This window comes from Haloferax litoreum (genome assembly GCF_009674605.1).
Classification (GTDB): Archaea; Halobacteriota; Halobacteria; order Halobacteriales; family Haloferacaceae; genus Haloferax; species Haloferax litoreum.
In genome coordinates this window covers 2,921,610-2,944,655 of sequence record NZ_WKJO01000001.1, presented here as the reverse complement: position 1 = coordinate 2,944,655, position 23,046 = coordinate 2,921,610, and the positions used below count along the sequence as shown (strand labels likewise).

The window sequence follows — 23,046 nt, the reverse complement described above, 5'->3', positions numbered from 1 at the left end:
GACGCCACCGTCTGTGGGTCGAGACAGTCGGTAGAAGAGTCCCCGACAGCAGTCGTTCACCGCCGCCAATACTCGGGGGTGAAGAGGACGAACACCGGGAGAATCTCGAGACGACCCATCCACATCAGGATGACCATGTACAGTTTCGAACTGTTCGAGAAGTCGAGATAACTCCCCATGGGTCCGACGATACCGAATCCCGGCCCGACGTTCCCGAGTGTCGCGGCGACGGCACTCATCGACTCCAGCACGCTCAGTCCGAGGTCGATACGGGCCGCATCGAGGTGGAGCAAGCCCGTCGAGACGAAGAACAGCACGAGGTACAGGAGCGTGAACGCGTAGATACCGCGGATGGCGCGTTCGTCGACGGCGCGACCAGCGAGTCTGACCGGGCGAATCGCCTCGGGGTGTGCAGTCGTGAACAACTCGCGGCGGAGCGATTTCAGGATGACGTACCAGCGAACGATTTTGATGGCCCCGCCAGTCGACCCGGCCGACCCACCGATGAACATCGCGAACAGCAGGCCGTACTGCGTCGGTGCGCTCCACGCGTTGAAGTCCATGCTCGCGTAGCCAGTCGTCGTTACGATAGAGACGACTTGGAATATCGACTGTCGAAGCGACGGTTCGACGTTGCCGATGAGCGCCGTTCGAACGCCTTCGAGGTAGAACTGGTCGTACGTCTCGCCCGCCGGAGCCACCGACACGAGTCCGTCGCCGAGGAAGAGGACTGCCGCGAGGATGGCCGAGATGACACCGATGATGCCGAGGTAGGACTTGAACTCCGTGTCGCGGACGAGTCGCTTCGGTTCGCCCGTCAGCACGTGCCAGAAGAGGGCGAAGTTGGTCCCGGCAGCGACCATGAACGGGATGATGACCCACTGTGCGGCCGCAGAGAACGCCTCGATACTCCGTGCTTCGGGTGAGAACCCGCCCGTTGGCATCGTCGTCAGGCCGTGGGCGATGGCGTTGTACACGTCCATGTTCGGCGCGTTGCCGGTGACGTGGAGGCTGTAGAGGAGGACGATTTCGAGGACGGTGAGGCCGAGGTACGCACCCCAGAGTGCGCGTGCCGTCTCGGCGATGCGCGGCGTGAGTTTCTCGATACCGGGGCCGGGTGCCTCTGCGTCCATCAGTTGCGCCCCACCCACCGAGAGTTCGGGGAGGATTGCCACCGCGAGGACGACGATACCCATCCCGCCGAGCCACTGTGTGAGTTGCCGCCACATCATGATACTGCGAGTGTGGGACTCGAACGAGATGTCCCCGAGGACTGTCGCCCCAGTCGTCGTGAACCCACTCATCGTCTCGAAGAGTGCGTTGACCGGGTTGCCGAGCGTCGACTCCGGGTGGATGGCCGAAGTCACGAACGGAACGCCGTGTGCCTCGATGAGGAACGGAATCGCACCGACGAGTGTCACCGCGAACCACGTCGTTGCGACCATCAAGAAGCCTTCGCGTGCGCCGATGTCGGGTTCGTCGGCGAGACGTTCGAGTCCGATGCCGACGAGAACCGTGACGGCCATCGTGACGACGAACGGGAGAACCGACTCACCGTAGTACAGCGCGACGACGAGGGGAAAACAGAGGGGGACTGCGAGATACTTCAGGACCGTCCCCACGAGACGAAGGCTGGCTTTGTAATCGACGCGCAGTTTCATTCGTGGAGAAACGTTCCGGACGCAGGGTTCTTGCCTGTTCGGGTTCTCGCTCGCCTACGAGAGCATGTGACGTGGTGGCTAGCGACCCAGTGGCCGTTGTCGGGGGGATGCCCAGCGTTACAGTTTGGGGGCGACGTCGCCGACGACGGAACTATCCGCGAAGACGACGACGTGGTCGCCGGGTTCGATGACGGTGTCACCGCGCGGCGTGATGAACTCACGCTGGCGGGTGATTGCACCGATGACGACACCTTCCGGGAGCGACGTCACCGACTCGCGAATCGGTCGTCCGGCGAGGACGCTATCGGCATCGACTTCGATTTCGAGGACTTCCGCCTTGTCGGACTCGATGAGTGCGACGTTCTCTGCGCCCCCCTCGCGGGTGAAACGCGTAATCTCTTCAGCGACAACTTCGCGCGGACTCACGCCGACGTCGACGCCGACTGCTTCGAACAGGTCGACGTACGGGGTGGTGTCGATGACGGCGACAGTTCGCTCGACGCCGAGGCGTGCCGCGAGAAGCGAGACGAGCAGGTTCTTCTCGTCGGAGTCGAGCGCGGAGACGAGTAAGTCGGCGTCGCCGATGTACTCGCGTTCGAGGAAGTCGATATCTGTCGCGTCGCTCTCCATGACGATGGTTCCGGGCAGTTGCTCGGCGAGTTCACGAGCACGCTCTGGGTCCTGTTCGAGGAGGCGCGGTTTGAACCCGCGTTCTTCGAGGAGACGAGCGACGTGGTAGCCGATTTCGCTCCCGCCGACGATGACAACTTCTTCGGCCGTCCCCGGAGATTCGTCTGGTGAGATAGACGTTGCGAACCCCTGGACGCTCTGGGGACTCCCGATGACGACGACGCGGTCACCGGGTCGGATGATGGTGTCACCACGGGGAATCGTCACGGCACCGTTGCGGAGAATCGCGGCGAACGTCAGCGAGTCGAATCGGTCAGCCTCGCTGACCGTCTGGTTGGCGACCGGACTGTTGTCGTCGACTTCGAACTCGGCCATCTGCACTTCGCCGCCGGCGAACGGGTCAACGTCGCGTGCGGCGGGGAGGCCGACGACGCGGACGATTGACTCTGCGGCGAGCAGGTTCGTACAGACCATGAAGTCGATGCCGAAGGCCTTCTCGGAGTGCTGCCACGTCCGGAGGTACTCGGTGTTCTTCACGCGGGCGATGGTGAACGCCGACGAGACGGCCTTCGCCGTCGCGCACACGACGATGTTCGTCTCGTCGTCGTCGGTGGAGGCGATGACCATGTCGGCCCGTTCGATGCCCGCTTCTTCGAGCGTGTCGACGGAGGTCCCGTCCCCGCGAATCGCCAGCACGTCGAGCGAGTAGTTCAGTTCGTCCACTCGCTCGGGGTCGCAGTCGACGATGACGACTTCGTGGGTCGCGTCCAGGTCGGCCGCAATCGACGACCCGACCTGTCCGGCACCGACGATAATCACGCGCACGTTGGACCAGCCCCTGTCATACCTCTCGGTTGGACTGCGGGTGCGTATGTGCATTTCCCTTCGTCCACGGGTGCGTCGGACGGTACCTCACCACCGGCACACACCCACGAACCGAGACTGGACCGCTCAGTTCCCATGTTGTGTGTGAATCGTAATCTCGACCTGTCGTGGGCGGCCCTCGATGTCGGCGACGATACGCTCGACGATGCGCTCTGCTTCGGTCTGCAAGACGGGTTTCAGCTTGTCGATGACCCACCCGAGCGAGACGAACCGGGGGAGGTCGATATCACCGGCAGAGACGGTGTCGGGGTCGTACTCGACTTCGAAGAAGACACGAGAGGCCGTCTCGGCCCCAGACGGTGCGTCGGCCGGGAGTTCGTCGAGTTCTTCGATACGCCAGCGTCCGACGGCGTGGATGTCCTTCGTGATGTTCCAGTCGATGCGCGTCGGCGGCGTAACGTCCGTCACCCTCGACTCGGCGGTGTACGTGAGCTTCCACCACGAGAACCGGAGCGCGTAGCGGGTTCCTGGCGACCCGTCGCCCGACTTCCGAACCTCTCGCAAGTGTTTCGAGTAGTTCGCGTACCGGGGGAAGTCTACGAGGAACTCGTAGATATCTTCGGGAGGCAGGTAGACGACGGTACTGACGGCTATCTCGTCCACGCAAGGTGATGTATCCGGGGAGAACTAAGCCTTGTGGGCCGCAGATACCCAGTACACACCCCGTGAGCGCGTCATCGCAACCTATAATCGGCCCGTGTAAACACCTAGAGTCGAGATGGTGGGGGGAACGCTGCGGGACATCAGGGCAGAGGTTCGGTCGCTGTCCTGTCCCGATGGCGACTACGAAGTCCTGTGTGGGCGCAGTGGAACTGCGCCGTCGGCAACATCCGGCCTGTCGTTTCCGGACCGACACGCCGCTGGAGAGGCTGCCGAACTCGCGAGCGAGTATCGCTCTGTGCTTCGACGATACGACCCGGCGGCACCGTACTGCGACCCACTCGTCCACGAGGCGTCGTCGAGTCAGATACCGCCGCTCGCGACGGACGCTGGCGACCGGCGGACGAGGTTCACCTCGTTTTGCCACGACGTCGCCGGTGCGGTGTTCGAGTCACTCTCCGAGTCTGGTCACCGGGAAGTCGAGTCCGCCGCGATGGAGACGTATCTCACGCTGGCCGAAGTCGTCGGCGACGAAGACGACTACTGTCTCACGATGGTGTGGAGTCTAATGAGTGAGATGGACGTGCGACTGTCGGCAGACGAACAGACGGCCGTCGTCGAGCAGGCCGCTTCGGTGTTCGCCTCGGAGCGAACCCCGAATCCGGTCGGAGCGACGCTTCGAAACCTCGAATCCGTCGGGTTCCTCGACGGGTACACAGTTCGACCCCTCACCGGCGGCGAGAGTGCGAGAAGTACCGCCGGCGAGGCGGCCCGACGCTGGGAGGTCACCTTCGGCGACTACGCCCTCGCAGAGCGAACGGGTCGGATTCCGACGCTCCCTATCGCCGTCGACCTGCTCACACGGACGCCCACCCGGTGTGTCGAATTCATCGACGGTGAAGCGCTGTCTGACGCCCGGTGGCGTCTCCGTCTCCAGGTTTCTCCAGAGATTCCGTCGGACGGACTCGTCAGTGTCGACGTCGCGGAGAACCGCTGGCTCCACGATTCCGGTGTGACACCAAGCCAGGAGAACAGGGAGTAGCGCGTCGAGTCGGGAGTGGGCACGCCGGACGCGGCAGGGTCGATTTTCGACAGTGAGAGAGTCGGGCGGTTCTGTCGGTCCCTTACATTTCGACAGGTGTGGCGTGGGACAGACAGAGGCAGTCTGTTGCAGGCGATTACGGTATGTTCTCTGTGTTCATCTCGGGACAATACGAGACCGAGGTTTCGGGAGAATGCCGCTGCTGTGGGACTATCGGGTGGCGACGAGGACACCGGCCGACTCAGTGATGATTTCGACGTCGGTGAGCGTGAAGCCTGCATCTGCGAGGAGCGTGGCGATGGTCCCCATCGATGGCAGTGTTTCGTAATCGGTCGGGGTCTGCGTCGGCCCGAAGCGTATCTTGTCGGCCACGACCAACCAACGCGGATTCAACGCTGCAAGTCCGTCGATGGCTGCGCGCAATTCGGTCTCGCCTCCCTCGTCGTAGGCCATGTACAGTGCGTAGCTCGCGACGACGACGTCCACCGGTTCCTCGACGTTCGGGTCACGAAACGAACCGTGGTCGAACGAGACGTTCTCGATACTCCGTTGCTCGGCTTTCTCACGGGCGTACCGGAGCCACTCGTCGTAGATATCCCGCCCTAACACGTGGTCGCACTTCGACGCGAGTTCGAGGGCGACGATACCTGTGCCCGTACCGATATCGACCACAGTATCATCGCGCTCGATTGGGGCGTGCGTGAGAAGATACGCCAGACACTTCTGGTACACCTCGTCAGCCTCGCTGTCTGCATCGTAGTCCATCGGGGTGTAGCCCTGATAGTCACGTTCCGTGTTGGTCATCGGTGCGGCGAGTAGGAGGTGCTAAAGGAAAAGGGTCTCAAGAATCATCGCTGACACGTTTCACCGACCCGCACGCTGTATTACTACGCCCTCGACGAACTATCACCTTCCGAGGTTTTCGACAGAGGGAACCGCGTCCCTTTACTCAGCGCTTTTCTAACGACACGTATGGACGAGACGAATCCGCGAGACGTGCTCGTCGTCGGCGGCGGCGTCGCTGGTCTCACCGCGGCGACGTTCCTCGCTCGCGCCGGCCTCGACACACTGGTCGTAAACGACGGCGAGTCTATTGTTCGACGCAATGCCCACCTCGAAAACGTACCGGGATTCCCCGCCGGAGTCAACAGTCGGTTATTCACCGACCTTCTCGGCGAACAGGCAGACCGTGCCGGTGCGGAGACGCTGACCGGTCGCGTCGTCGACGTGGACGTACTCGGTAGCGACGACGACCCGTTGTTCCGTGCAACGGTCGAAACCGACGACGGGACGGACGAACGCACGGCCACTCGTGTCGTCGCCGCCTCGTGGTCGGACTCCTCGTACCTCGAAGACACGGGTGTCGAGCTCCGCGACGCCGGGTCGAAGACCTACGTCGACGTGGACGAACTCGGACGGACGGCAGTCCCGGGTATCTACGCCGCCGGCCGACTCACCGAAATCTACCATCAGACCGTCGTCGCCGCGGGCGACGCCGCCGAGATGGCAATCACGCTGATTCACGACTCGGAGACACCGTTCTACAACGACTGGGTCACCCCGACCGGGTACTTCACTGACCGCGGACGCGAGGTACCGCCGGCGTGCGAAGAGATAGACGAAGACGAGTGGGAGCGTCGCGAGGCGGAGTCTCGGGAGGTCATGCGCGAGTTCTTCGGAGAACGCCATCCCGAACCCCAGCGGACCCATCCGAGCCTCGTCGACGACGAACTCGGGCGACTCGACGAGTAGCCGCCCAACCCACCCCACTCCAACCTGTCCCAACTTCACTTCAGTTCACCCTACTCCACCCCACTCCACGCTCGCCAATCTGCGGACCCGTTTTCACCTCCGCAGACGCGAATCCTTTTAACCGATAGCGGGCGCAGACACGAGTGAATGCTGGAAGGTGTCAACGTCGCACTCGGGGTGACAGGGAGTATCGCGGCCGTGAAGGTCGTCGAGTTGGCGCACGAACTCCGCCGACAGGGAGCGTCCGTTCGCGCGGTGATGACCGACGCCGCGACGGGAATCATCCACCCGTGGGCAGTCGAGTTCGCCACCGAGAACGACGTGGTCACCGAGATAACGGGTCGCGTCGAACACGTCGAACTCTGTGGCCGCGACGGGTGGGCGGACGTGTTCCTCGTCGCACCGACGACGGCAAACACGGTCGGAAAGATGGCGGCCGCCATCGACGACTCGCCGGTCACGACGTGCGCGACGACGGCGCTCGGTGCCGGTGTTCCCGTCGTCGTCGCGCCCGCGATGCACGAACCGATGTACGACCACCCGGGCGTCTTGGAGGCCATCGAACGCGTCGAATCGTGGGGCGTCGAGTTCGTCGACCCTCGAATCGAGGAAGGCAAAGCCAAGATTGCCACCGAGGACGCCATCGTCACGGGCGTCGCGAAGGCCGCCACCGAGCAGACGCTGGCCGGCAAATCTGTCGTCGTCACGTCGGGGTCGACCACGGAGTCTATCGACCCCATTCGGACGCTCTCGAACCGCGCGTCGGGGCGGACGGGACGCGCCGTCGCTCGCGCCCTCGCGATTCGCGGCGCGGACGTGACGCTCGTCCACGACGGCGACGACGTTCACTACGCCGACGTGCGACAGGTCGAGTCCGCGGCGGAGATGCTCGCGGCGGTCGAGGAGGCGGCGGGAGATGCCGACGCGCTGGTCTCGGCGGCGGCCATCTCCGACTTCACCGTGGAGGCGGCCGACCAGAAGATTCGCTCCGGCGAGGCGATTACGCTGGACCTCGAACCTGCGCCAAAACTCATCGACACCGTCCGCGAGTCGTACCCGGACCTCACCATCGTCGGATTCAAAGCCGAGACGAGCGGCGACGACGAGGCGATGGTCGAAGAAGCACGCCGAATCATGGACCGCGTCGGTCTCGCATTCGTCGTCGCCAACGACGCCTCGGTCATGGGCGACGAGACGACGCGAGCACTCGTCGTCCGCGACGGCGACACGAGCGAGTTCGTCGGGTCGAAAGTCGACCTCGGCGGGCGCGTCGCCGACGAACTCGAAAAAGAACTGTAACGCGAGTGGCGACAGTCAGTCGTCGGTTTCGCCGTCGCCATCCGCCATCACGTCGTTTTGCGTCCCTGGCCATCGGACGCCGCCGACGAACGGGACGCCCATCCGCTGGGCGGCCTGCGATATCATGTGCGCGCCGGTCGGTGCGGTGAGGAACAAGAACGCCACCGTCACGAGCGACATCAACCCGTCGCCGTGCGGCAGGAAGTACACCGACCCGGCGAGGGCGATAGACGCCGCGCCGAGGGTGGTCGCCTTCGTCGTGGCGTGCATCCGATTGTAGACGTTGGGGAACCGCAGCAGTCCGATGGTCCCGACGAGGAGGAAGAAACTCCCGACGAGCGTCAACGAGATGACGAGGGCCGCGCGGACGGGACCGACCGTCACTGCGGCCGCGCTCTCTGCGGTCATTCGATGATGTCCCCCTCCGTGACGTAGCGAGCCACGGTAATCGTGCTGATGAACCCGATGATGGCGAGCACGAGGCTCACGCCGACGAAGTAGCCTTGCTGGGTCCAGATGGCGTACAGCGCGGCGATGGCGACCACGTTCGTCGCGATGGTGTCGAGTGCGACGACGCGGTCAGGGACCGTCGGGCCGCGGATGACCCGATAGCTCACGAGGAGCGTCAGGCCCGCAGCGAGCACGAGGGCACCGTAGAGAACGGTGTCAACCACCGCGAGGTACGCTGGGTCAGCCATGCTGTTCACCCCCCGTGACGGCGGCGGCGTGGTCGGTCTCTGTGGTGACCCGCGCTTGCGGTGCCGGGTCGCCGGGTTTCAGTTCTTCGTCGAAGATGACGAGCGCGTAGTCTTCCCAGCGGCGAATCGGTTCGAGGATACCCGCCGGGTCGCTCCCGTCGATGCTGTGAACGTACAGCGTGTTGGTGTCGTCGTCGTAGTCCATTGTCAACGTCCCCGGAGTGAGGGTGATACTGTTCGCGATAGTCGTGACAGCGAGCGGCGTGCGCACGCGGAGTGGGACTTCGACCACGGCCGGGTCGATGGGCATCGACGGCGCGAGTGTCCGGCGTGCCACGTCAACGTTGGCCGTGAGGAGTTCCCACAGGAACGTCAGGATGTAGAGCGTGGCGAAGGGGGCGACGCGGGCGCTCCAGGAGAATGATGTCCGGTCGGCGTAGAAGCGCCGGAAGAAGAACGCGATTCCCATTCCGACGCCGAGGCCGATGATGAGCTCTTCGAGGAGTCGAATCGGCGTCAGTTCGACGCCGCGGACGAAGAGCCACAAGATGGCCAGCAAGAAGCCAGTCAGGGGCCAACGGCGACTCATCAGTGCCCACCTCCCGTGCCTGCGTCCATGCCAACGCCCGGCCCGTGCATGACGGCGTCGACGTAGGCGTTGGTGTCGAGTGCGGCGTGGGCCGCGGCGTCGGCGGCAGCGAACACGGCCTCGAAGCCGATACCGAACCCGATAGCGGCGATGGCGAGAGCGACGACCACCGTCACTTGCGTGGTGAGTTCGAGGGCTTCGAGGCCGTCGTCGCCGCCGTCAGTCATCGCTGCGCTGTGCGTGCCGAGCGTCCACCGGGACGGAATCGCTGCGTCGACGAGTTCGGTCGTGGTGCCCCAGAACACCTGATTCCACGCACGAGTGTAGTACGCGATGGTGAGGATGGCACCAGCGAGGGCGACGGCGAGCGCGAGTGCCGACCCGGTTGCGCCGGCGGCGAGTGCCTCTGCGGCGGCCTGAAAGACGAGGAACTTGCCGAAGAATCCCGAAATCGGTGGGACGCCGATGAGCGTCAACGCGCCGAGGAAGAACCCGGCCGCGAGGACTGGCGCACGGTCGGCGAGGCCACCGAGGTCCGAGAGTTTGTCGCTGCCCACGACGTCTTGGATGGTACCGCTGGCGAGGAAGAGGAGACTCTTCGCGAGGCCGTGGTTGAACGCGTACACGAGTGCTGCGGTCACGCCGAGCACTGCGACTGCGTCGGACGGTGCCGTCGCGGCCACTGCCAGTGGGAGGACGATGAATCCGACCTGACTGATAGAGGAGTACGCGAGGATACCGTCCACGTCGTCCCGGCCGACGGCACCGATGCCACCGAGGACGATACTGACCGCGGCCATGGCGAACATGACCGGACCGAAGAAGCCGAGGACAGAGTCGCCGCTGATACCGAGGAACGCGAGGTCGACCGACGCCGCGGCGAAGATGGTGAAGTACAGACGGACGATGGCGTACACACCGACCTTCTTGACGACGCCGGCGAGCATCGCGGTGACTGGCGACGGTGCGGCGCGGTAGGCCGCCGGCACCCAGAACTGGAAGGGTGCGAGGCCGGCCTTCAGCGCGAACACCGAGAACAACACGGCCGAGAGACCGAGCACCGGTAGGACGGCAACGTCGTAGGCTGCCGGGTCGGCGAGGCGTCGCGCCATGTCGGCCATGTTGAGCGTCCCCGTCGTGCTGTAGAGGCCACCGATAGCGACGAGCATCACCGCGCTCCCGATGAGGTTGAGCACGACGTAGTTGAGCGCCGCACGCGTGTGCTCACGACCGGAGTAGAACAGGACGAGGATGTAACTCGACATGAGCATCACTTCGAACCAGACGAACAGGTTGAAGATGTCGCCGGTGAGGAACGACCCCGTCACGCCGACCATCATGAAGTGGTACAGCGGGTGGTAACTGAGTCGCTGGCCGAACGCGCTGATGGACGCGATGGAGTAGACGAGTACCAAGAGGGACACGATGCCGGCGAGTGCCAGCATGAACACCGACAGGCCGTCGGCGACGAGCGTGATGCCGAACGGTGCGGCCCAGTTCGACACTTGATACACCAGGACGCCCGACTCGCTGCCGAGCGGAAGCATCACCGCGTCGAATAGCAGGGCCACGGCACCGAGGTAGCCCACGGCACCGAGGAGACTGACCGTTCGCTGGAGTATGTCGCTCGGGCGCACGAGCAGCGTCACGATTGCTGTCACGAGGGCCACGAGGAGCGGTGCGATGACGAGCGTGCTCATCTGCTACCTCCGAGTTCGTACATGTCGATAGTTCCGTGTTCCTCGTACACCCGGTAGGTCAAGACGAGGGCGAGTGCCGTCGTCCCGAACCCGATGACGATGGCGGTGAGCACCAACGCCTGCACGATTGGGTCGGTCGGTGCTGGGCCGCCCCCGCCGTGACCGGAGAGGATGGGTCCGAGTCCGCCGAACCCACCCATGGTGACGAGGTAGACGTTCGCTGACTGACTGATGATGGTGATACCCCAGACGACGCGGACGACGTCGCGCCGAAGCACGAGATACGTTCCGATGCTAAAGAGGACACCGAGGATGCCCGCGAGGAAGACTTCGGTCATTCGTTACCGACCTCCGCGACGATGGTGAGCAGGCCGCCGACGACGGCGAAGAAGACGCCGATGTCGAAGGCGAACGCACTGGCGACTTCGAGTTCACCGTAGATGGGCAGGTGCTCAAGGAAGAGCACACCCTGCGTGAGGAACGGGAAGTCGAACGCGAGTGGTGCGAGACTCGACCCGACTGCGATGGCGAGACCGAGCGACGCCATCCATCGATAACTCTCGACGAGGCGGTGTTGCTCCGACCCGTCGGGCGAGATGCCGAGTATCTCGCGCTGGATGAACTCGAGGCCGAAGATGACGTACACCAACGCGAAGGCGGCCACTGCGAGGACCGCACCGATGAATCCACCACCGGGCAGGTTGTGCCCGCGGAAGAGCAGTGCGATGGCCGTCACGAGGATGATGGGGACGGCGATGCGCGCGACGGTCTGTGAGATGACCGTCGTGCGCCCGGAAGACCCACTCATTGGGCCTCACCTCGGCCACGCATCCGAATCAGGGTCAAGATGGCGAGCGACGCCATCACGACCACCGAAATCTCACCCATGGTATCGAACCCGCGGAAGTCGACGAGGATGACGTTGACGATGTTCGACCCGCCACCGAAGTCGGTGAAGAACGGGCCGTGTTCCGCCGGAACGCCCGCACGGGCGACGAAGAACTCCTTCAGGAGTGGGTCCGGCGACGCGTCCGTCGAGAGGAGGACGGTGAAGAACACCGTCGCACCGACTGCGACGGAGAGGACGCCGTCGCGGAGCGAGACGAGTCGGTCAGGTGCGTCGCCGTAGAACGCCGGCAGGCGGTCCAAGACGAGCAGGAAGATGACCAACACGAGCGTCTCGACGACGAGTTGCGTCAGCGCGAGGTCCGGTGCATCGGCGAGGATGTAGAAGATTGCAACCATGAACCCGACGATAGAGAGTGTCAACACGCCCGCGACGTGCGAGGGTGCGACGTCGACGGCGAACGCTCCGACGAGTGCGACCAAGAGGACGAGTACGATGGGAATCGACACGCTGAGGCCGTCGAATGCCGGCATCGACACGCCCGCGGCGGCGTAGCCACCCAGTGCAAGCGCGACGAACCCGAGGAAGCCCCACGCCGCATACGTGCGGAGGAGTCCGGTCTGTATCTTGGGCGTGACTGCGACACTGGTCGTCGTCAGCCCCTCGACAAAGTTGTCGTACCACCAGTTCGCGCGGACCGGTCCACGGAGTATCGCGTTAATCGCGTCGTGGATGCGGTCGTAGAACGGGAAGGCGATGGCACCAACGGCGATGGTGATGATACTCATGATGACGTACGGCGTCAGTTCCGTGGGAAAGTGCACCGAGAACGAGTGCGCCTCGCCGGGAACGACGCTGCCGTACACCTCGCCGATGAGCGCGTTAATGAAGAAATTCGGTGCTGCCGAGATGGCGAGGACGAGGGCACCGAGGATGGCTGGTGGGACGAGCATCGCGACCGGCGGTCGGTGGACGTGTCCCAGTCCATCTGGTTCGTCGCCGAAGAACAGCGAGGCGAATTTGATGGAGTAGAGGAACGTGAAGATGCTCCCGAACACCGCGACGGCGGGGAACACCCACGCGACACCGCCCATCTCTTCGGCGGCGTAGTAGGTCGCTTCGAACAGGAGTTCCTTCGAGTAGAACCCGTTGAACGGCGGGAAGCCAGCCATCGACAACGAGGCGACGACGGCGATGACCGCCGTTATCGGGAGGTGCTTCCGAAGTCCCCCGAGTTTCTCGATTTGTCTGGTACCGGCCTCGTGGGCGATGATGCCGGCCACGAGGAAGAGCGCCGCTTTGAAACTCGCGTGGTTCAGGATGTGGAACGCGCCGGCCTCGGCGCCGTACGTGTTGGCGAAGCCGAACGCGCCGATGATGAGTCCGAGGTGAGACGCGGTAGAGTACGCGAGCAGTTCCTTGATGTCCGTCGCACTCACCGCGAGGATGGCCGCGACGGTCATCGTCAACAGACCGAGGACGGCGAAGACGAGCGTCCAGTCGCCGAGGACCGCCGCCTCTTCGGGGAGGAAGAGCGGACGGAAACGACCGACGAGATAGACACCCGCCTTGACCATCGTCGCGGAGTGGAGGAACGCCGAAACCGGCGTCGGTGCCTCCATCGCGTTCGGAAGCCACACGTGGAACGGGACCTGCGCGGACTTCGTCGCCGCGCCGAGTCCGACGAGGACGAGGACGGGGACGAGGAGCGCAGATGCCGTCAGCACCTCACGGATAGCATCCGCGTGCTCGATGAGGAGAGGGATGCTGTAGGTCGTCCCCTCGATGGCCGCCGTCTGGCCCGAGGCCCAGACGAGGAGGACGAAGCCGACGAGCATGAACAGTCCACCGGAGACTGTGATGAGCATCGACTTCCGAGCGGCGTACTGAGACGCTTCCTCGCCGGTGTAGTGGCCGATGAGGATGAACGACGAGAGACTCGTCAGTTCCCAGAAGACGAACAGGGCGACGAGGTCACCCGCGAGGGCCACCCCGAGCATCGAACCCATGAACGCCAACAACGTCGCGTAGTATTTCGCCTGGCCCGGTTCGCCGTGCATGTAGCCCCCAGAGTAGGTGAGGATGAGCACGCCGACGCCGCTGGCGAGGAAGGCGATGAGAAGCGCCAACCCGTCTACGTAGAACGCCAGCGAGATGCCGAGCGAGGGAATCCAATCGAACGAGACGGTTCCATGCGCCCCCGCGAGATACTGGTCCGTCACGAGGCCGAGTGTGACCAACGCGACGGCCGCCGCGAAGTACGCCGTGCGTTCGCCCAGCAACCGATAGACGGCCGGGGTGAACGCCGCGGCGAGAAACGGCAGGAAGACGACTGCGAGGACGACTTCCGGTGTGGGTTGCACGCCGGGAATTGTGGGTAGCGCAGACTTAGGTGTTGTCAAACCCGACGGCCAGATGGCACGGAGACACCCGCTATCCCGCCTTCTTCGAGCTGTTTCTCGACTTCATGATAGTCATGTAGTGGTGAAATTTATATCCTAGGACGACGTTACTACGTACTAGAGCGCGTTACGCGACTCGGAAGAATTGTTGCACTAGGCGTGTCGTCTGCAAACGCTCCGAGAGAGTTCGTGCTCCGCGAGAAACGAGTCTCGTCTCCTCGTGACCGAAGACACGTTCGACTGGTGGTCTGAAACGTGTTCACTCGACGTCACACCGACGTGGTGGTTTGGTGTGTCCGTCTCTCGACTTCGTCGCGATACGGCAAGTGTCTCCGCCGCCGAGACTCGTGACTCGCACTCGGAGAAGACTGTGCCTCTCCTCCAAACTGAGGCCGGAACTTCGACTGAGAACCGCAATCAATCGTCGTGGGTCGTCGTTGCAGTCGTCCCATCGTCCCCAGTATCGGCTCTCCTTATTTTGTGGTCTACCGACCAATCGAGATGCAGGTCACTCAGTGGACGCAACTACTTTATACACACATTCGGACTGGTTCACCAGAGATGGATGGAAGCGTACCGAGCAACGAACTACTCGACGTCCTCGGAGACACCGAGGCGAGGGCGTTGCTCGTCGCCCTACGTCGAGAGTCGCAGTCGGCAAAAGAACTCGGGGAGGCAGCCGGCCTCTCGCTTCCAACAGTCTACCGTCGTCTCGACCGGTTGAGTGAGTTCGGCCTCGTCACGTCCACCACCGAAGTTCGGTCGGACGGCACCCACTACCGGCAGTACGAGTGTACCTTCGACCGGACGACTGTCTCACTGACTCCGGACGGATTCCGCGTGAATCTCTCGCTGGACGACGGTACGTTCCTCCACGAGCGAACGAACGCAGACGACGACTGACGGCCGGATTCTCGCTCCGATTTGGGGTTACACTCGCACTCGACGACAGAGTCGTTCGTTCGTGTATATACTTCTCCAGAAGACGAGGGGCGATTTTTCACGGCCAGAAACTCCCCCTCCACATTTATAACAACATCTGACAATCTGGAATTCATGACAGGTCCAGACGCGCGCTCCGGGCAGGGAGACGCGCAGCGTCAGGGCGTGGGGGGGAACGCGTGATAATCGACCCGGCACGGATGGCATCCGTCAACGGACCGGGACCAATGAGCGACGTCGCGATGGACGCGATTCGTGAGACGTCTGAGGGGGCTGTCTCACTGGTCGCCGTCTACGGTGCGACGGCGTTCGACCTCTTCCACGTGGGAGAGTCGGTTCGCGAGTCGTTCGGCAGTCGTGACGAACTCGTCGCACATCTGAGTGACCTCGCCGAAGAGACACGAAGGGAGTTCATGGAACGTGGACTGTTCTCGGGACTCAGTCCGGTCCAAAACAGTGTCGAGTACCGATTCGAAGAACGAGACGACCACGGCGTCTTGCAGGTGTACTGCGGGGGACGTGGTATGTTGCTCTTCGTCGACACCGACGAACCGGTCGAACCACTCGTTCGGACGGCGTCGCACCTTCTCGGCGGAATGTAACGACTCTCGGGGGTCTCCCCGAGGACTGTCTGCACCGACGAGTCGCAACACTGGTGTTCCGATTCGCCGGTGGGTCCGAACACCGAGACGCAACTGTGACCGCCGCCGGGACAGCGTCGTCCTCGCGTGCCAGTCGGTACCGCCCATCGTGTGTTTGCGTACCCGACGGACCGCGAACCGCCACATTTTATGTCTAACCCGGGGAACGGGCGACATGGACCAGTTGCGGCAGTCGCTTCTCGACGCGCCAATCATCGAAAAAGGCGATTACGAATACTTCGTGCACCCGATTAGCGACGGGGTTCCGATGCTGAAACCCGGACTCCTCCGTGAAATCGTCATCAAGATTATCCGCAAGGCGGACCTCGAAGACGTCGACAAAATCGTCACCCCAGCGGCGATGGGTATCCACATCTCCACCGCCGTCTCGCTCATGACCGACATCCCACTCGTCGTCATCCGAAAGCGCGAGTACGGTCTCGACGGTGAGGTCTCTCTCCACCAGCAGACCGGGTACTCCGAGGGAGACATGTTCATCAACGACGTGAACGAAGGCGACCGCGTCCTCGTCCTCGACGACGTGCTCTCGACGGGTGGCACGATGAAGGCCGTCCTCGACGCCCTCGACCACATCGGTGCCGACGTCGTCGACACCGTGGCCATCATCAAGAAGGCCGGCCCGAACGAACTCGACGACTCGGAACACCACGTCAAGACGCTCATCAACGTGACCGTCGAAGACGGCGAAGTCGTCATCGTCGACGAACACGGCGACGACTGAAGACGACAGACCACCTCGGCGGCAGTCGTCTAACTCACGGAGTCGACGCGTATGACTCCACCCGTCGCGGTACCGAATCGCGGTTCTTCTCACGTCGTATCCAACCGCTGAACAGTTTCGACGTTTACGTGGATGGCGTCGCCCTATTCGTGTCAACACAATAATAATCGAAGACTATTTGCATAATTGGCTGTCACATGGTTTCATGGCATCCGGTAACAAATTCCATTTCGATAGACGGTCACTATTGCGAACACTTGGGGCAGGGGGAGTCGTCGGACTCGCAGGGTGTACTCAGGGTTCGGACGACGATACGTCGACGCCAGACAGCGAGAGTGGTGACGGCGGTGGTGGGTCAGATTCGACCGAGACGCCGGCAGAAGACCTCGGCGACACGCTCGTCGGACCCGACGGCGAACAGGTCTCGCTCAGTATGGTCTACAGCACGGGTAGCGAGACGACCAAGACCATCGCGCAGTTCATGCAACAGGAGTACGGGAAGATGGGTATCGCCGTCGAGTTGACGGGCGTTCCGTTCAACACGATGCTGTCGAAGTACGCCCAGAACACCTACACGCCAGACGACGGCGAGGAACGAACCTCGTTCAACGCGGGTCCGCGCGACGAGTCGACGAGTCAAGAGCAGTGGGACCTCATGCTCGGCATCGGATTCAACTCGTACCCACGGACGCCGACGGCGATTCGCCCGTTCTGGACAAGCGAAGAGAAACGCCAGCAGTCGACGGTCAACTTCTACGGGTACCGCCCGAGCGAAGACCTCGCGGGGATGCTGGACCAGGCCTCGAAAGAGACGGACGACGCGAGGCGACAGGCGATTCTCGCGAACGTGTTCGGCATCCTCAGTCGTGACCAACCGGTGAACTTCTACGAGTTCTCGGTCGACCTCAACGGATTCCAACAGGACATCCAGGGTATCGACGCCGGGCCGAGTATCGGCTACAACTATCAGCAGTACTTCCGCGGTGAGTCCGGCGGCACGCCGTCAGTCACGGGCGCGTACAACGTCGGTGATGGCACCGACGCCAAGACACTCAACCCGATTCGCATCAACGACCAGGAGTCGTCGAACCGACTCGCCACGGTACTCGACGGCGCGTACTCACTCGACAACGACAACAACGTCGTCCCGTTGTGGGTCGAATCCATCGACACGGACGACAAGCAGAACTACGAATTCACCCTGCGCGACAACCTCCAGTGGGGTGCAGGCTACGGCCAGATGACCGCCGACGACTGGGTGTACTACATCCAAGAAGTCCATCAGGCCGAGGACAACTGGGCGGGCGACGTGAACCAGTCCGACTGGTTCCGCAACGACGAACCCATCCCGGTCGAGAAGACTGGCGAACTGAGCTTCGAAGTCCAACTCCCCGAAATCGACCCGGCGTTCGTCTTGAAACCAATCATGTGGGGCGCGTACTGCCTCCCGAAGGGCCTCGTCGAACAGTACCGCGATATGGAAGACGGCGGCAACCAACTCAACCAGTCGACGGAGATTCAAGAGATTGCCTACGGTGGGAACCTCGGTCCGTACACGTTCGAGCGCTGGGACCGCGAATCGGTGTTCGTCGCCACGCGCAACGACGACTACTACCTCCGCGACGTCGAGGGATACGACGGCACGCCCTACTTCGAGGAGTACAAGTATCAGGTGTTCGGCGAGCAATCGACGCGACTCTCCGCGTTCGAGACGGGCGAAGTCAGCGCGACGGGAATCCCCTCGGCGAAGGCCACGAAGTTCGAAGACCTCGATTCGACGAAGGTCATCCAGACGCCGAACGCCTTCTGTTCCATTCTCGCGTACAACCAGCGCGCGAACGGGTGGGACCAACTGCGGACCCGCGAAGTCCGCTACGCGCTCTCGATGGGCGTGAACAAACAGACTATCGTCGAGAACATCGACCGTGGCTACGCTGAAGTCGCCCACACACACCAACCCGAGTTCTCCGAGTGGTTCGACGACTCGAAGGTCGAAAAGACCGGTGTGGGCGAGAACTACGGCGCGGCGAAAGCCAAGCAGATGCTCGCCGACAACCTGTCGGGCGACTACGGATTCGAGTGAGGGTGGAGGGTCCCCGATGAGCATGCACTGGTACGTCGCCCGTCGCGTCGCGTGGGCGGTGGTTGCGACGTACCTCATCTTGTCGATTACCTTCGGCCTCCTCGCCGTCGCACCGGGTGACGGCCAGACAGCCTTCGCGTTTCAGGCCGCCACCGAGGGCGGCGACGTGGACGAGGCGCGAGAGACGTTCGACGAGATAACCGGCCGCGACGAACCGTTACTGACCCGCTATACGAACTACATGGTGAACATGGCGACGTTCAACTGGGGGTGGTCGTTCACCCGCAACCAACCGGTGATAGACGCGATAGCCGCCGCGTATCCCTACTCGTTGATGTACGCCGTGCCCGCCACGCTCATCTCTATCGTCTTCGGGTACGCAATCGGCCTCTACTCAGCGACACACCAGTACACCCTGACCGACTACGTCGGGACGTTCACGGCGTTCTTCGGCATCAGCATCCCGAACTTCTGGTTCGGTATCATGCTCATCCTCGTGTTCGCCGTCGACTTGGGGTGGTTGCCCAGTTACTACCAGACGGGGAGAGGTGTCTGGACACTCGCGAACGCGAAGCAACTCCTCTTACCCGTCATCGTCCTCTCGACGGGTGCCATCGCCGGCAATATGCGGTACTCCCGCGCGGAAGCGCTGGAGTACGTCCACGCGGACTTCGTGAAGACGGCGCGGGCGAAGGGGGCGAACGACTGGCGCGTCCTCGTCCGGCACATCTTCAGACCGGCGATGGTGCCGTTGATGACCATCCTCGTCGCCGACATCCTCGGCTTGCTCTTCGCCGGTGCGTACATCACAGAGGTGGTCTTCCAGATTCCCGGTCTCGGGTTGTTGAGTTACAAAGCCATCATCCAGCAGGACACGGCGCTCGTCATGGCGACGACGCTCGTGCCGGTGTTCATCGCCATCGTCGGGAACCTCGTCCAGGACATCGCCTACACCGTGTTGGACCCGCGAATCGACTACGGTGACCGCTGATGGCAGCCGATACGCAACCCGACGCGGGCACCACCGAACGATTCGAGGACGTGGAGTGGGACGAACTGGGCGGACTCGGCCTGCCGCGGCGAACGCAAGTTCTCGTCGTGACCGCACTGGCCTACGTCGTCACCGTCGCCTACGACGTGTTCGTGACAGACGACGCCCTCTTGTCGGGGACGAACTGGTTGTTCGTCCTCACGTTGCTCGTCGGGGCGTTCTTCGTCGTCTGGCCGTTGGTCGAAAACCGTCGGTTGACGGCGTACTACTGGCGACGATTCAAGAAGAACCGCGCCGCAGTCGTGAGCGCCGTGTACCTCATCGTCGTCTTCGTCGTCGGGACGTTCGGGCCGTTGGTGCTGGCGAAACCAGAGTTGAACGTCCTCGCGGCGTACCAACCGCCAATGTTCCTCAGCGTCGATTCGGCCGTGCCCACGACGTGTGTCGGCCAGACTGCCGACGGACTGTGCCACGGTACGTGGCAGTACCCACTCGGGACGACGAGCGACGGGAAGGGCATCGCCAAACTCGTCGTCTTCGGGATGCGCGTGAGTATGCAGGTCGGACTGGTCACGATGCTCATCGTCGTGAGTATCGGGACTGCTGTCGGAACGTCTGCCGCGTACTTCTCTGGCCTCGTCGACGAGGTGTTGATGCGCTACGTCGATATCCAGCAGACGTTCCCGACGTTCTTCTTGTTCCTCATCGTGACCTACCTGTTCAAGCCGAGTCTCTTCTTGCTCATCACGATATTCGGCTTCCTCGGGTGGGGCGGTATCGCCAGACTGGTACGCTCTGAAGCGCTCCAACGGCGCGAGGAGTCGTACATCCGCGCCGCCGAGAACGCCGGTGCGTCGGACGGATGGATTATCCGCCGTCACCTGATGCCGAACGTGTCGAACACGGTCATCACAGCGGCGACGCTCCTCATCCCGTCGTTCATCCTCTTCGAAGCGACGTTCGCGTTCCTCGGACTGACCGACCCCTCGACGCCGTCGTGGGGACAGGTCATCGCGTCCGGTCGTGGTGACCTCGATAGCGCGTGGTGGATTGCGACCATCCCGGGTGTGTTCCTGTTCTTCACGGTGCTGGCGTTCAACTTCGTCGGCGACGCGTTGCGGGACGCACTCGACCCGCGTTCGGAGGGTGAGGCATGACCGACCCACTCCTCTCCGTTCGGAACTTGCACGTCCAGTTCAACACCGACGAAGGTGTCGTCCGCGCCGTCGACGGCGTCTCGTTCGACGTGAAACGCGGCGAGACGGTCTGTATCGTCGGCGAGTCCGGGTCCGGCAAGACCGTCGCCTGTGAGTCCATCACGAGACTCCTCCCGATGCCGCCGGGCGAGATTGCCGACGGCGAGATTCTGTTCGACGGTGAAGACCTGACCGACGCGTCGGGCAAGCGCCTCGAATCCATTCGTGGCGGTCGAATCGCACACGTCTTCCAGAATCCACAGAGCGCCCTCAACCCGGTCTATCCGGTCGGCGCACAAATCGTCGAGGCGATTCGCCTCCACAGGGACGTGTCGAAACAGGCAGCGCGTGACCGCGCAATCGACCTCCTCGACCGCGTTGGAATCCCAGAGGCGACCGCTCGAATCGACGACTATCCGCACGAGTTCTCCGGCGGCATGAAACAGCGCGTCGTCATCGCGATGGCGCTGTCTGCCGACCCGGACCTCCTCATCGCCGACGAACCGACGACGGCCCTCGACGTGACGATACAAGCCCAGATTCTCAGACTCCTCCGCGACTTACAGGACGAGTTCGACATGAGCATCGTCTTCGTCACGCACGACCTGGGCGTCGTCGCCGAAATCGCCGACCGCGTCGTCGTCATGTACGCGGGGAAAGTGATGGAGTCCGGTACGGTCTACGACGTGTTCGACCGCCCGTCGCATCCGTACACGCAGGCACTTCTCGACTGCCTCCCCGGCCAAGGGGAGTCGATGCGGCCGATTGGTGGTACGCTCCCCGACCCGAAGAGACCACCCGCAGGGTGTCGGTTCCACCCACGGTGTCCGCACGCGACTGCTGACTGTCGTGCCGGTGACCACCCGGAACCGCTCACTGTCGACGCGGGCCACGAAGCAGCGTGCGTGTACTACGGCCCCGGGTACGACTCGTCGGTGATTCGTGGTGGGTCGGCCTCAGAATCACGAGTGGCAGACGGCGGGGCCGCCGTGGCGGACCCTGACGACGGACACGACTCGTCTGGGGGTGACGCCCGATGAGTTCTGACCCGTTGCTGTCGGTTCAGGAACTGAAGAAACACTACCCGATTACGAAGGGCGTCCTCAAATCGGAGGTCGGTCGGGTGAAAGCAGTCGACGGTATCTCGTTCGACGTCTCCGCCGGTGAGACGCTGGGACTCGTCGGTGAGTCCGGATGTGGCAAGTCGACGGCGGCGACGTCGCTCCTCAGGTTGGAAGACCCGACTGACGGCGCAGTCGTCTTCGACGGCGAGGACATCACCGACTACGACGACACCGAACTGAAGCGCTTCCGTCGCCGCGCACAGATGATGTTTCAGGACCCGTCGTCGAGTTTCGACCCGCGGATGAGCGTCGGCGAGTCGGTGGCCGAACCACTCGCCATCCACGGGATGCGTGACCGGCGCCGTCGCCGCCGAATCGTCGAAAATCTACTGGAGCGCGTCGGTCTGTCGGCGACGGACTTCGACCGCTACCCGCACGAGTTCTCCGGTGGGCAGAAACAGCGTATCGCACTCGCACGAGCGCTCGTCCTCAACCCGGACCTCGTCGTCGCTGACGAACCCGTCTCGGCGCTGGACGTCTCCATCCAGGCGGAGATTATCTCGCTGATGCGCGAGTTGCAGGCCGAATTCGGACTCGCTATCGTGTTCATCAGTCACGACTTGGGCGTCGTCCGCGAGGTGTGCGACCGGGTGGCCGTGATGTACCTCGGCGAAATCGTCGAGGTAGCCGACACGGAGACGCTGTTCGAAGACCCACAGCACCCGTACACACGCGCACTCATCTCGTCGATTCCGACACCGGACCCCTCGCGGAGAGGCCACCGTGTCGAACTCACGGGCGACGTACCGAGTCCGTCGAACCCTCCCGAAGGGTGTCGGTTCCACACCCGGTGTCCCGAGGTCATCCAGCCCGAGCAGTTCGACCTCGACCAGACCGAGTGGCGTCGCGTCCTCGACTTACGACTACGCATCGACGGTGACGTCGACGTCGACGACGTTCGGACGTTCCTCGTAGCAGAGGGGGACGCAGACACACCCGAAGAAGTCGGGGACGACGCCGTGAAACGCGAACTCCGGCGCGAGTTCGACATCCCAGCGACACTGTCGGACCCGGATGCCGAAGCACTCCTCTCGAACGGCCTCTCCGCCCTCGTCGCCGGCGACGACCAGGCGGCACGCCGGACGCTCGACGACGCGTTCAGTACCGTCTGCGAGCAAACCCATCCAGTGCTCGAATCGACGCCGCAAGGGTCGACCGCCGCGTGTCACCTCGTCGACGAGGGCGTCCCCATCGACCCACCCACGAACGACGACTGAGTGGG

At 63.1% G+C, this 23,046-nt stretch carries 22 protein-coding genes; 11 read left to right on the top strand and 11 right to left on the bottom strand.

Going from position 1 to position 23,046, the window contains the following annotated elements; translation table 11 throughout:
- Positions 1-56 precede the first annotated feature (56 nt).
- The 3 genes from GJR96_RS15240 to GJR96_RS15230 all read right to left on the bottom strand — a co-directional run bounded on the left by GJR96_RS15240 (position 57) and on the right by GJR96_RS15230 (position 3,779).
- Complete coding sequence (locus GJR96_RS15240; RefSeq protein WP_151163781.1) at positions 57-1,661, bottom strand: TrkH family potassium uptake protein; 1,605 nt, start codon at positions 1,659-1,661, stop codon at positions 57-59.
- 117 nt (positions 1,662-1,778) lie between these two features.
- Positions 1,779-3,116: a Trk system potassium transporter TrkA gene (trkA, locus tag GJR96_RS15235; RefSeq protein ID WP_151163780.1), complete on the bottom strand. Its 1,338-nt coding sequence runs from the start codon at positions 3,114-3,116 to the stop codon at positions 1,779-1,781.
- A gap of 126 nt (positions 3,117-3,242) precedes the next feature.
- Positions 3,243-3,779: a type II toxin-antitoxin system RatA family toxin gene (locus tag GJR96_RS15230; protein ID WP_151163778.1), complete on the bottom strand. Its 537-nt coding sequence runs from the start codon at positions 3,777-3,779 to the stop codon at positions 3,243-3,245.
- 115 nt (positions 3,780-3,894) lie between these two features.
- Between GJR96_RS15230 and GJR96_RS15225 the strand changes: the two genes are divergently transcribed.
- Positions 3,895-4,818 carry a DUF7551 domain-containing protein gene (locus GJR96_RS15225; RefSeq protein WP_151163777.1) on the top strand — a complete coding sequence of 308 codons (924 nt, stop codon included), beginning with the start codon at positions 3,895-3,897 and terminating at the stop codon, positions 4,816-4,818.
- 210 nt (positions 4,819-5,028) lie between these two features.
- On the opposite strand, the gene GJR96_RS15220 is transcribed toward GJR96_RS15225, so the two are convergent.
- The gene (locus GJR96_RS15220) at positions 5,029-5,622 is read right to left on the bottom strand and encodes a class I SAM-dependent methyltransferase (RefSeq protein WP_151163775.1); all 594 of its coding nucleotides are present in this window, start codon (positions 5,620-5,622) and stop codon (positions 5,029-5,031) included.
- Between the two features lie 168 nt (positions 5,623-5,790).
- Between GJR96_RS15220 and GJR96_RS15215 the strand changes: the two genes are divergently transcribed.
- Together GJR96_RS15215 and coaBC are read left to right on the top strand one after the other, a co-directional pair.
- Entirely contained in the window at positions 5,791-6,570 is a 780-nt protein-coding gene (locus GJR96_RS15215; protein ID WP_151163773.1) for an FAD-dependent oxidoreductase, read from the top strand.
- Between the two features lie 147 nt (positions 6,571-6,717).
- Entirely contained in the window at positions 6,718-7,869 is a 1,152-nt protein-coding gene (gene coaBC / locus GJR96_RS15210) for a bifunctional phosphopantothenoylcysteine decarboxylase/phosphopantothenate--cysteine ligase CoaBC (RefSeq protein WP_151163771.1), read from the top strand.
- 15 nt (positions 7,870-7,884) lie between these two features.
- On the opposite strand, the gene mnhG is transcribed toward coaBC, so the two are convergent.
- Genes mnhG through mbhE form a run of 7 tightly spaced genes read right to left on the bottom strand, consistent with a single transcriptional unit; the run spans position 7,885 to position 14,066 of the window.
- The gene (mnhG, locus tag GJR96_RS15205; RefSeq protein WP_151163769.1) at positions 7,885-8,277 is read right to left on the bottom strand and encodes a monovalent cation/H(+) antiporter subunit G; all 393 of its coding nucleotides are present in this window, start codon (positions 8,275-8,277) and stop codon (positions 7,885-7,887) included.
- Positions 8,274-8,567, bottom strand: a complete 294-nt coding sequence (locus tag GJR96_RS15200) for a monovalent cation/H+ antiporter complex subunit F (protein WP_151163767.1) — start codon at positions 8,565-8,567, stop codon at positions 8,274-8,276. Before GJR96_RS15200 ends, mnhG begins: the two co-directional genes overlap by 4 nt.
- Complete coding sequence (locus tag GJR96_RS15195) at positions 8,560-9,156, bottom strand: Na+/H+ antiporter subunit E (protein WP_151163765.1); 597 nt, start codon at positions 9,154-9,156, stop codon at positions 8,560-8,562. Before GJR96_RS15195 ends, GJR96_RS15200 begins: the two co-directional genes overlap by 8 nt.
- Positions 9,156-10,856: a complex I subunit 5 family protein gene (locus GJR96_RS15190; protein ID WP_151163763.1), complete on the bottom strand. Its 1,701-nt coding sequence runs from the start codon at positions 10,854-10,856 to the stop codon at positions 9,156-9,158. Before GJR96_RS15190 ends, GJR96_RS15195 begins: the two co-directional genes overlap by 1 nt.
- Positions 10,853-11,194, bottom strand: coding sequence for a sodium:proton antiporter (locus GJR96_RS15185; protein WP_151163761.1), 342 nt, complete (start codon positions 11,192-11,194; stop codon positions 10,853-10,855). The genes GJR96_RS15190 and GJR96_RS15185 overlap by 4 nt, the downstream gene beginning before the upstream one ends.
- A complete protein-coding gene (locus GJR96_RS15180) occupies positions 11,191-11,664 on the bottom strand; it encodes an MnhB domain-containing protein (RefSeq protein ID WP_151163759.1) in 474 nt (157 codons plus the stop codon). The genes GJR96_RS15185 and GJR96_RS15180 overlap by 4 nt, the downstream gene beginning before the upstream one ends.
- The gene (gene mbhE, locus GJR96_RS15175; RefSeq protein WP_151163757.1) at positions 11,661-14,066 is read right to left on the bottom strand and encodes a hydrogen gas-evolving membrane-bound hydrogenase subunit E; all 2,406 of its coding nucleotides are present in this window, start codon (positions 14,064-14,066) and stop codon (positions 11,661-11,663) included. The genes GJR96_RS15180 and mbhE overlap by 4 nt, the downstream gene beginning before the upstream one ends.
- A gap of 600 nt (positions 14,067-14,666) precedes the next feature.
- Between mbhE and GJR96_RS15170 the strand changes: the two genes are divergently transcribed.
- From GJR96_RS15170 to GJR96_RS15135, 8 genes are all read left to right on the top strand, one after another.
- On the top strand, positions 14,667-15,008 hold the full coding sequence (locus tag GJR96_RS15170; protein ID WP_151163755.1) for a winged helix-turn-helix domain-containing protein: 342 nt from the start codon (positions 14,667-14,669) through the stop codon (positions 15,006-15,008).
- Between the two features lie 239 nt (positions 15,009-15,247).
- A complete protein-coding gene (locus tag GJR96_RS15165; RefSeq protein WP_151164073.1) occupies positions 15,248-15,649 on the top strand; it encodes a hypothetical protein in 402 nt (133 codons plus the stop codon).
- A gap of 214 nt (positions 15,650-15,863) precedes the next feature.
- Positions 15,864-16,430, top strand: a complete 567-nt coding sequence (hpt, locus tag GJR96_RS15160) for a hypoxanthine/guanine phosphoribosyltransferase (protein WP_058573350.1) — start codon at positions 15,864-15,866, stop codon at positions 16,428-16,430.
- Between the two features lie 247 nt (positions 16,431-16,677).
- On the top strand, positions 16,678-18,513 hold the full coding sequence (locus tag GJR96_RS15155; RefSeq protein ID WP_225317746.1) for an ABC transporter substrate-binding protein: 1,836 nt from the start codon (positions 16,678-16,680) through the stop codon (positions 18,511-18,513).
- Between the two features lie 16 nt (positions 18,514-18,529).
- On the top strand, positions 18,530-19,504 hold the full coding sequence (locus GJR96_RS15150; RefSeq protein WP_151163751.1) for an ABC transporter permease: 975 nt from the start codon (positions 18,530-18,532) through the stop codon (positions 19,502-19,504).
- Entirely contained in the window at positions 19,504-20,661 is a 1,158-nt protein-coding gene (locus tag GJR96_RS15145) for an ABC transporter permease (protein ID WP_151163748.1), read from the top strand. The genes GJR96_RS15150 and GJR96_RS15145 overlap by 1 nt, the downstream gene beginning before the upstream one ends.
- Positions 20,658-21,740 (top strand): ABC transporter ATP-binding protein, encoded by a 1,083-nt coding sequence (locus tag GJR96_RS15140; RefSeq protein WP_151163746.1) that lies wholly within the window; start codon positions 20,658-20,660, stop codon positions 21,738-21,740. Before GJR96_RS15145 ends, GJR96_RS15140 begins: the two co-directional genes overlap by 4 nt.
- Positions 21,737-23,041, top strand: a complete 1,305-nt coding sequence (locus GJR96_RS15135; RefSeq protein ID WP_151163744.1) for an ABC transporter ATP-binding protein — start codon at positions 21,737-21,739, stop codon at positions 23,039-23,041. Before GJR96_RS15140 ends, GJR96_RS15135 begins: the two co-directional genes overlap by 4 nt.
- Positions 23,042-23,046 lie beyond the last annotated feature (5 nt).

Excerpts from the sequence above, each read along its gene's own strand:
- GJR96_RS15240 (WP_151163781.1), bottom strand. The coding sequence starts at position 1,661 with ATGAAACTGCGCGTCGATTACAAAGCCAGCCTTCGTCTCGTGGGGACG.
- GJR96_RS15225 (WP_151163777.1), top strand. The coding sequence starts at position 3,895 with ATGGTGGGGGGAACGCTGCGGGACATCAGGGCAGAGGTTCGGTCGCTG.
- GJR96_RS15220 (WP_151163775.1), bottom strand. The coding sequence starts at position 5,622 with ATGACCAACACGGAACGTGACTATCAGGGCTACACCCCGATGGACTAC.
- GJR96_RS15215 (WP_151163773.1), top strand. The coding sequence starts at position 5,791 with ATGGACGAGACGAATCCGCGAGACGTGCTCGTCGTCGGCGGCGGCGTC.
- coaBC (WP_151163771.1), top strand. The coding sequence starts at position 6,718 with ATGCTGGAAGGTGTCAACGTCGCACTCGGGGTGACAGGGAGTATCGCG.
- mnhG (WP_151163769.1), bottom strand. The coding sequence starts at position 8,277 with ATGACCGCAGAGAGCGCGGCCGCAGTGACGGTCGGTCCCGTCCGCGCG.
- GJR96_RS15200 (WP_151163767.1), bottom strand. The coding sequence starts at position 8,567 with ATGGCTGACCCAGCGTACCTCGCGGTGGTTGACACCGTTCTCTACGGT.
- GJR96_RS15195 (WP_151163765.1), bottom strand. The coding sequence starts at position 9,156 with ATGAGTCGCCGTTGGCCCCTGACTGGCTTCTTGCTGGCCATCTTGTGG.
- GJR96_RS15190 (WP_151163763.1), bottom strand. The coding sequence starts at position 10,856 with ATGAGCACGCTCGTCATCGCACCGCTCCTCGTGGCCCTCGTGACAGCA.
- GJR96_RS15185 (WP_151163761.1), bottom strand. The coding sequence starts at position 11,194 with ATGACCGAAGTCTTCCTCGCGGGCATCCTCGGTGTCCTCTTTAGCATC.
- GJR96_RS15180 (WP_151163759.1), bottom strand. The coding sequence starts at position 11,664 with ATGAGTGGGTCTTCCGGGCGCACGACGGTCATCTCACAGACCGTCGCG.
- GJR96_RS15170 (WP_151163755.1), top strand. The coding sequence starts at position 14,667 with ATGGATGGAAGCGTACCGAGCAACGAACTACTCGACGTCCTCGGAGAC.
- GJR96_RS15165 (WP_151164073.1), top strand. The coding sequence starts at position 15,248 with ATGGCATCCGTCAACGGACCGGGACCAATGAGCGACGTCGCGATGGAC.
- hpt (WP_058573350.1), top strand. The coding sequence starts at position 15,864 with ATGGACCAGTTGCGGCAGTCGCTTCTCGACGCGCCAATCATCGAAAAA.
- GJR96_RS15150 (WP_151163751.1), top strand. The coding sequence starts at position 18,530 with ATGAGCATGCACTGGTACGTCGCCCGTCGCGTCGCGTGGGCGGTGGTT.
- GJR96_RS15145 (WP_151163748.1), top strand. The coding sequence starts at position 19,504 with ATGGCAGCCGATACGCAACCCGACGCGGGCACCACCGAACGATTCGAG.
- GJR96_RS15140 (WP_151163746.1), top strand. The coding sequence starts at position 20,658 with ATGACCGACCCACTCCTCTCCGTTCGGAACTTGCACGTCCAGTTCAAC.
- GJR96_RS15135 (WP_151163744.1), top strand. The coding sequence starts at position 21,737 with ATGAGTTCTGACCCGTTGCTGTCGGTTCAGGAACTGAAGAAACACTAC.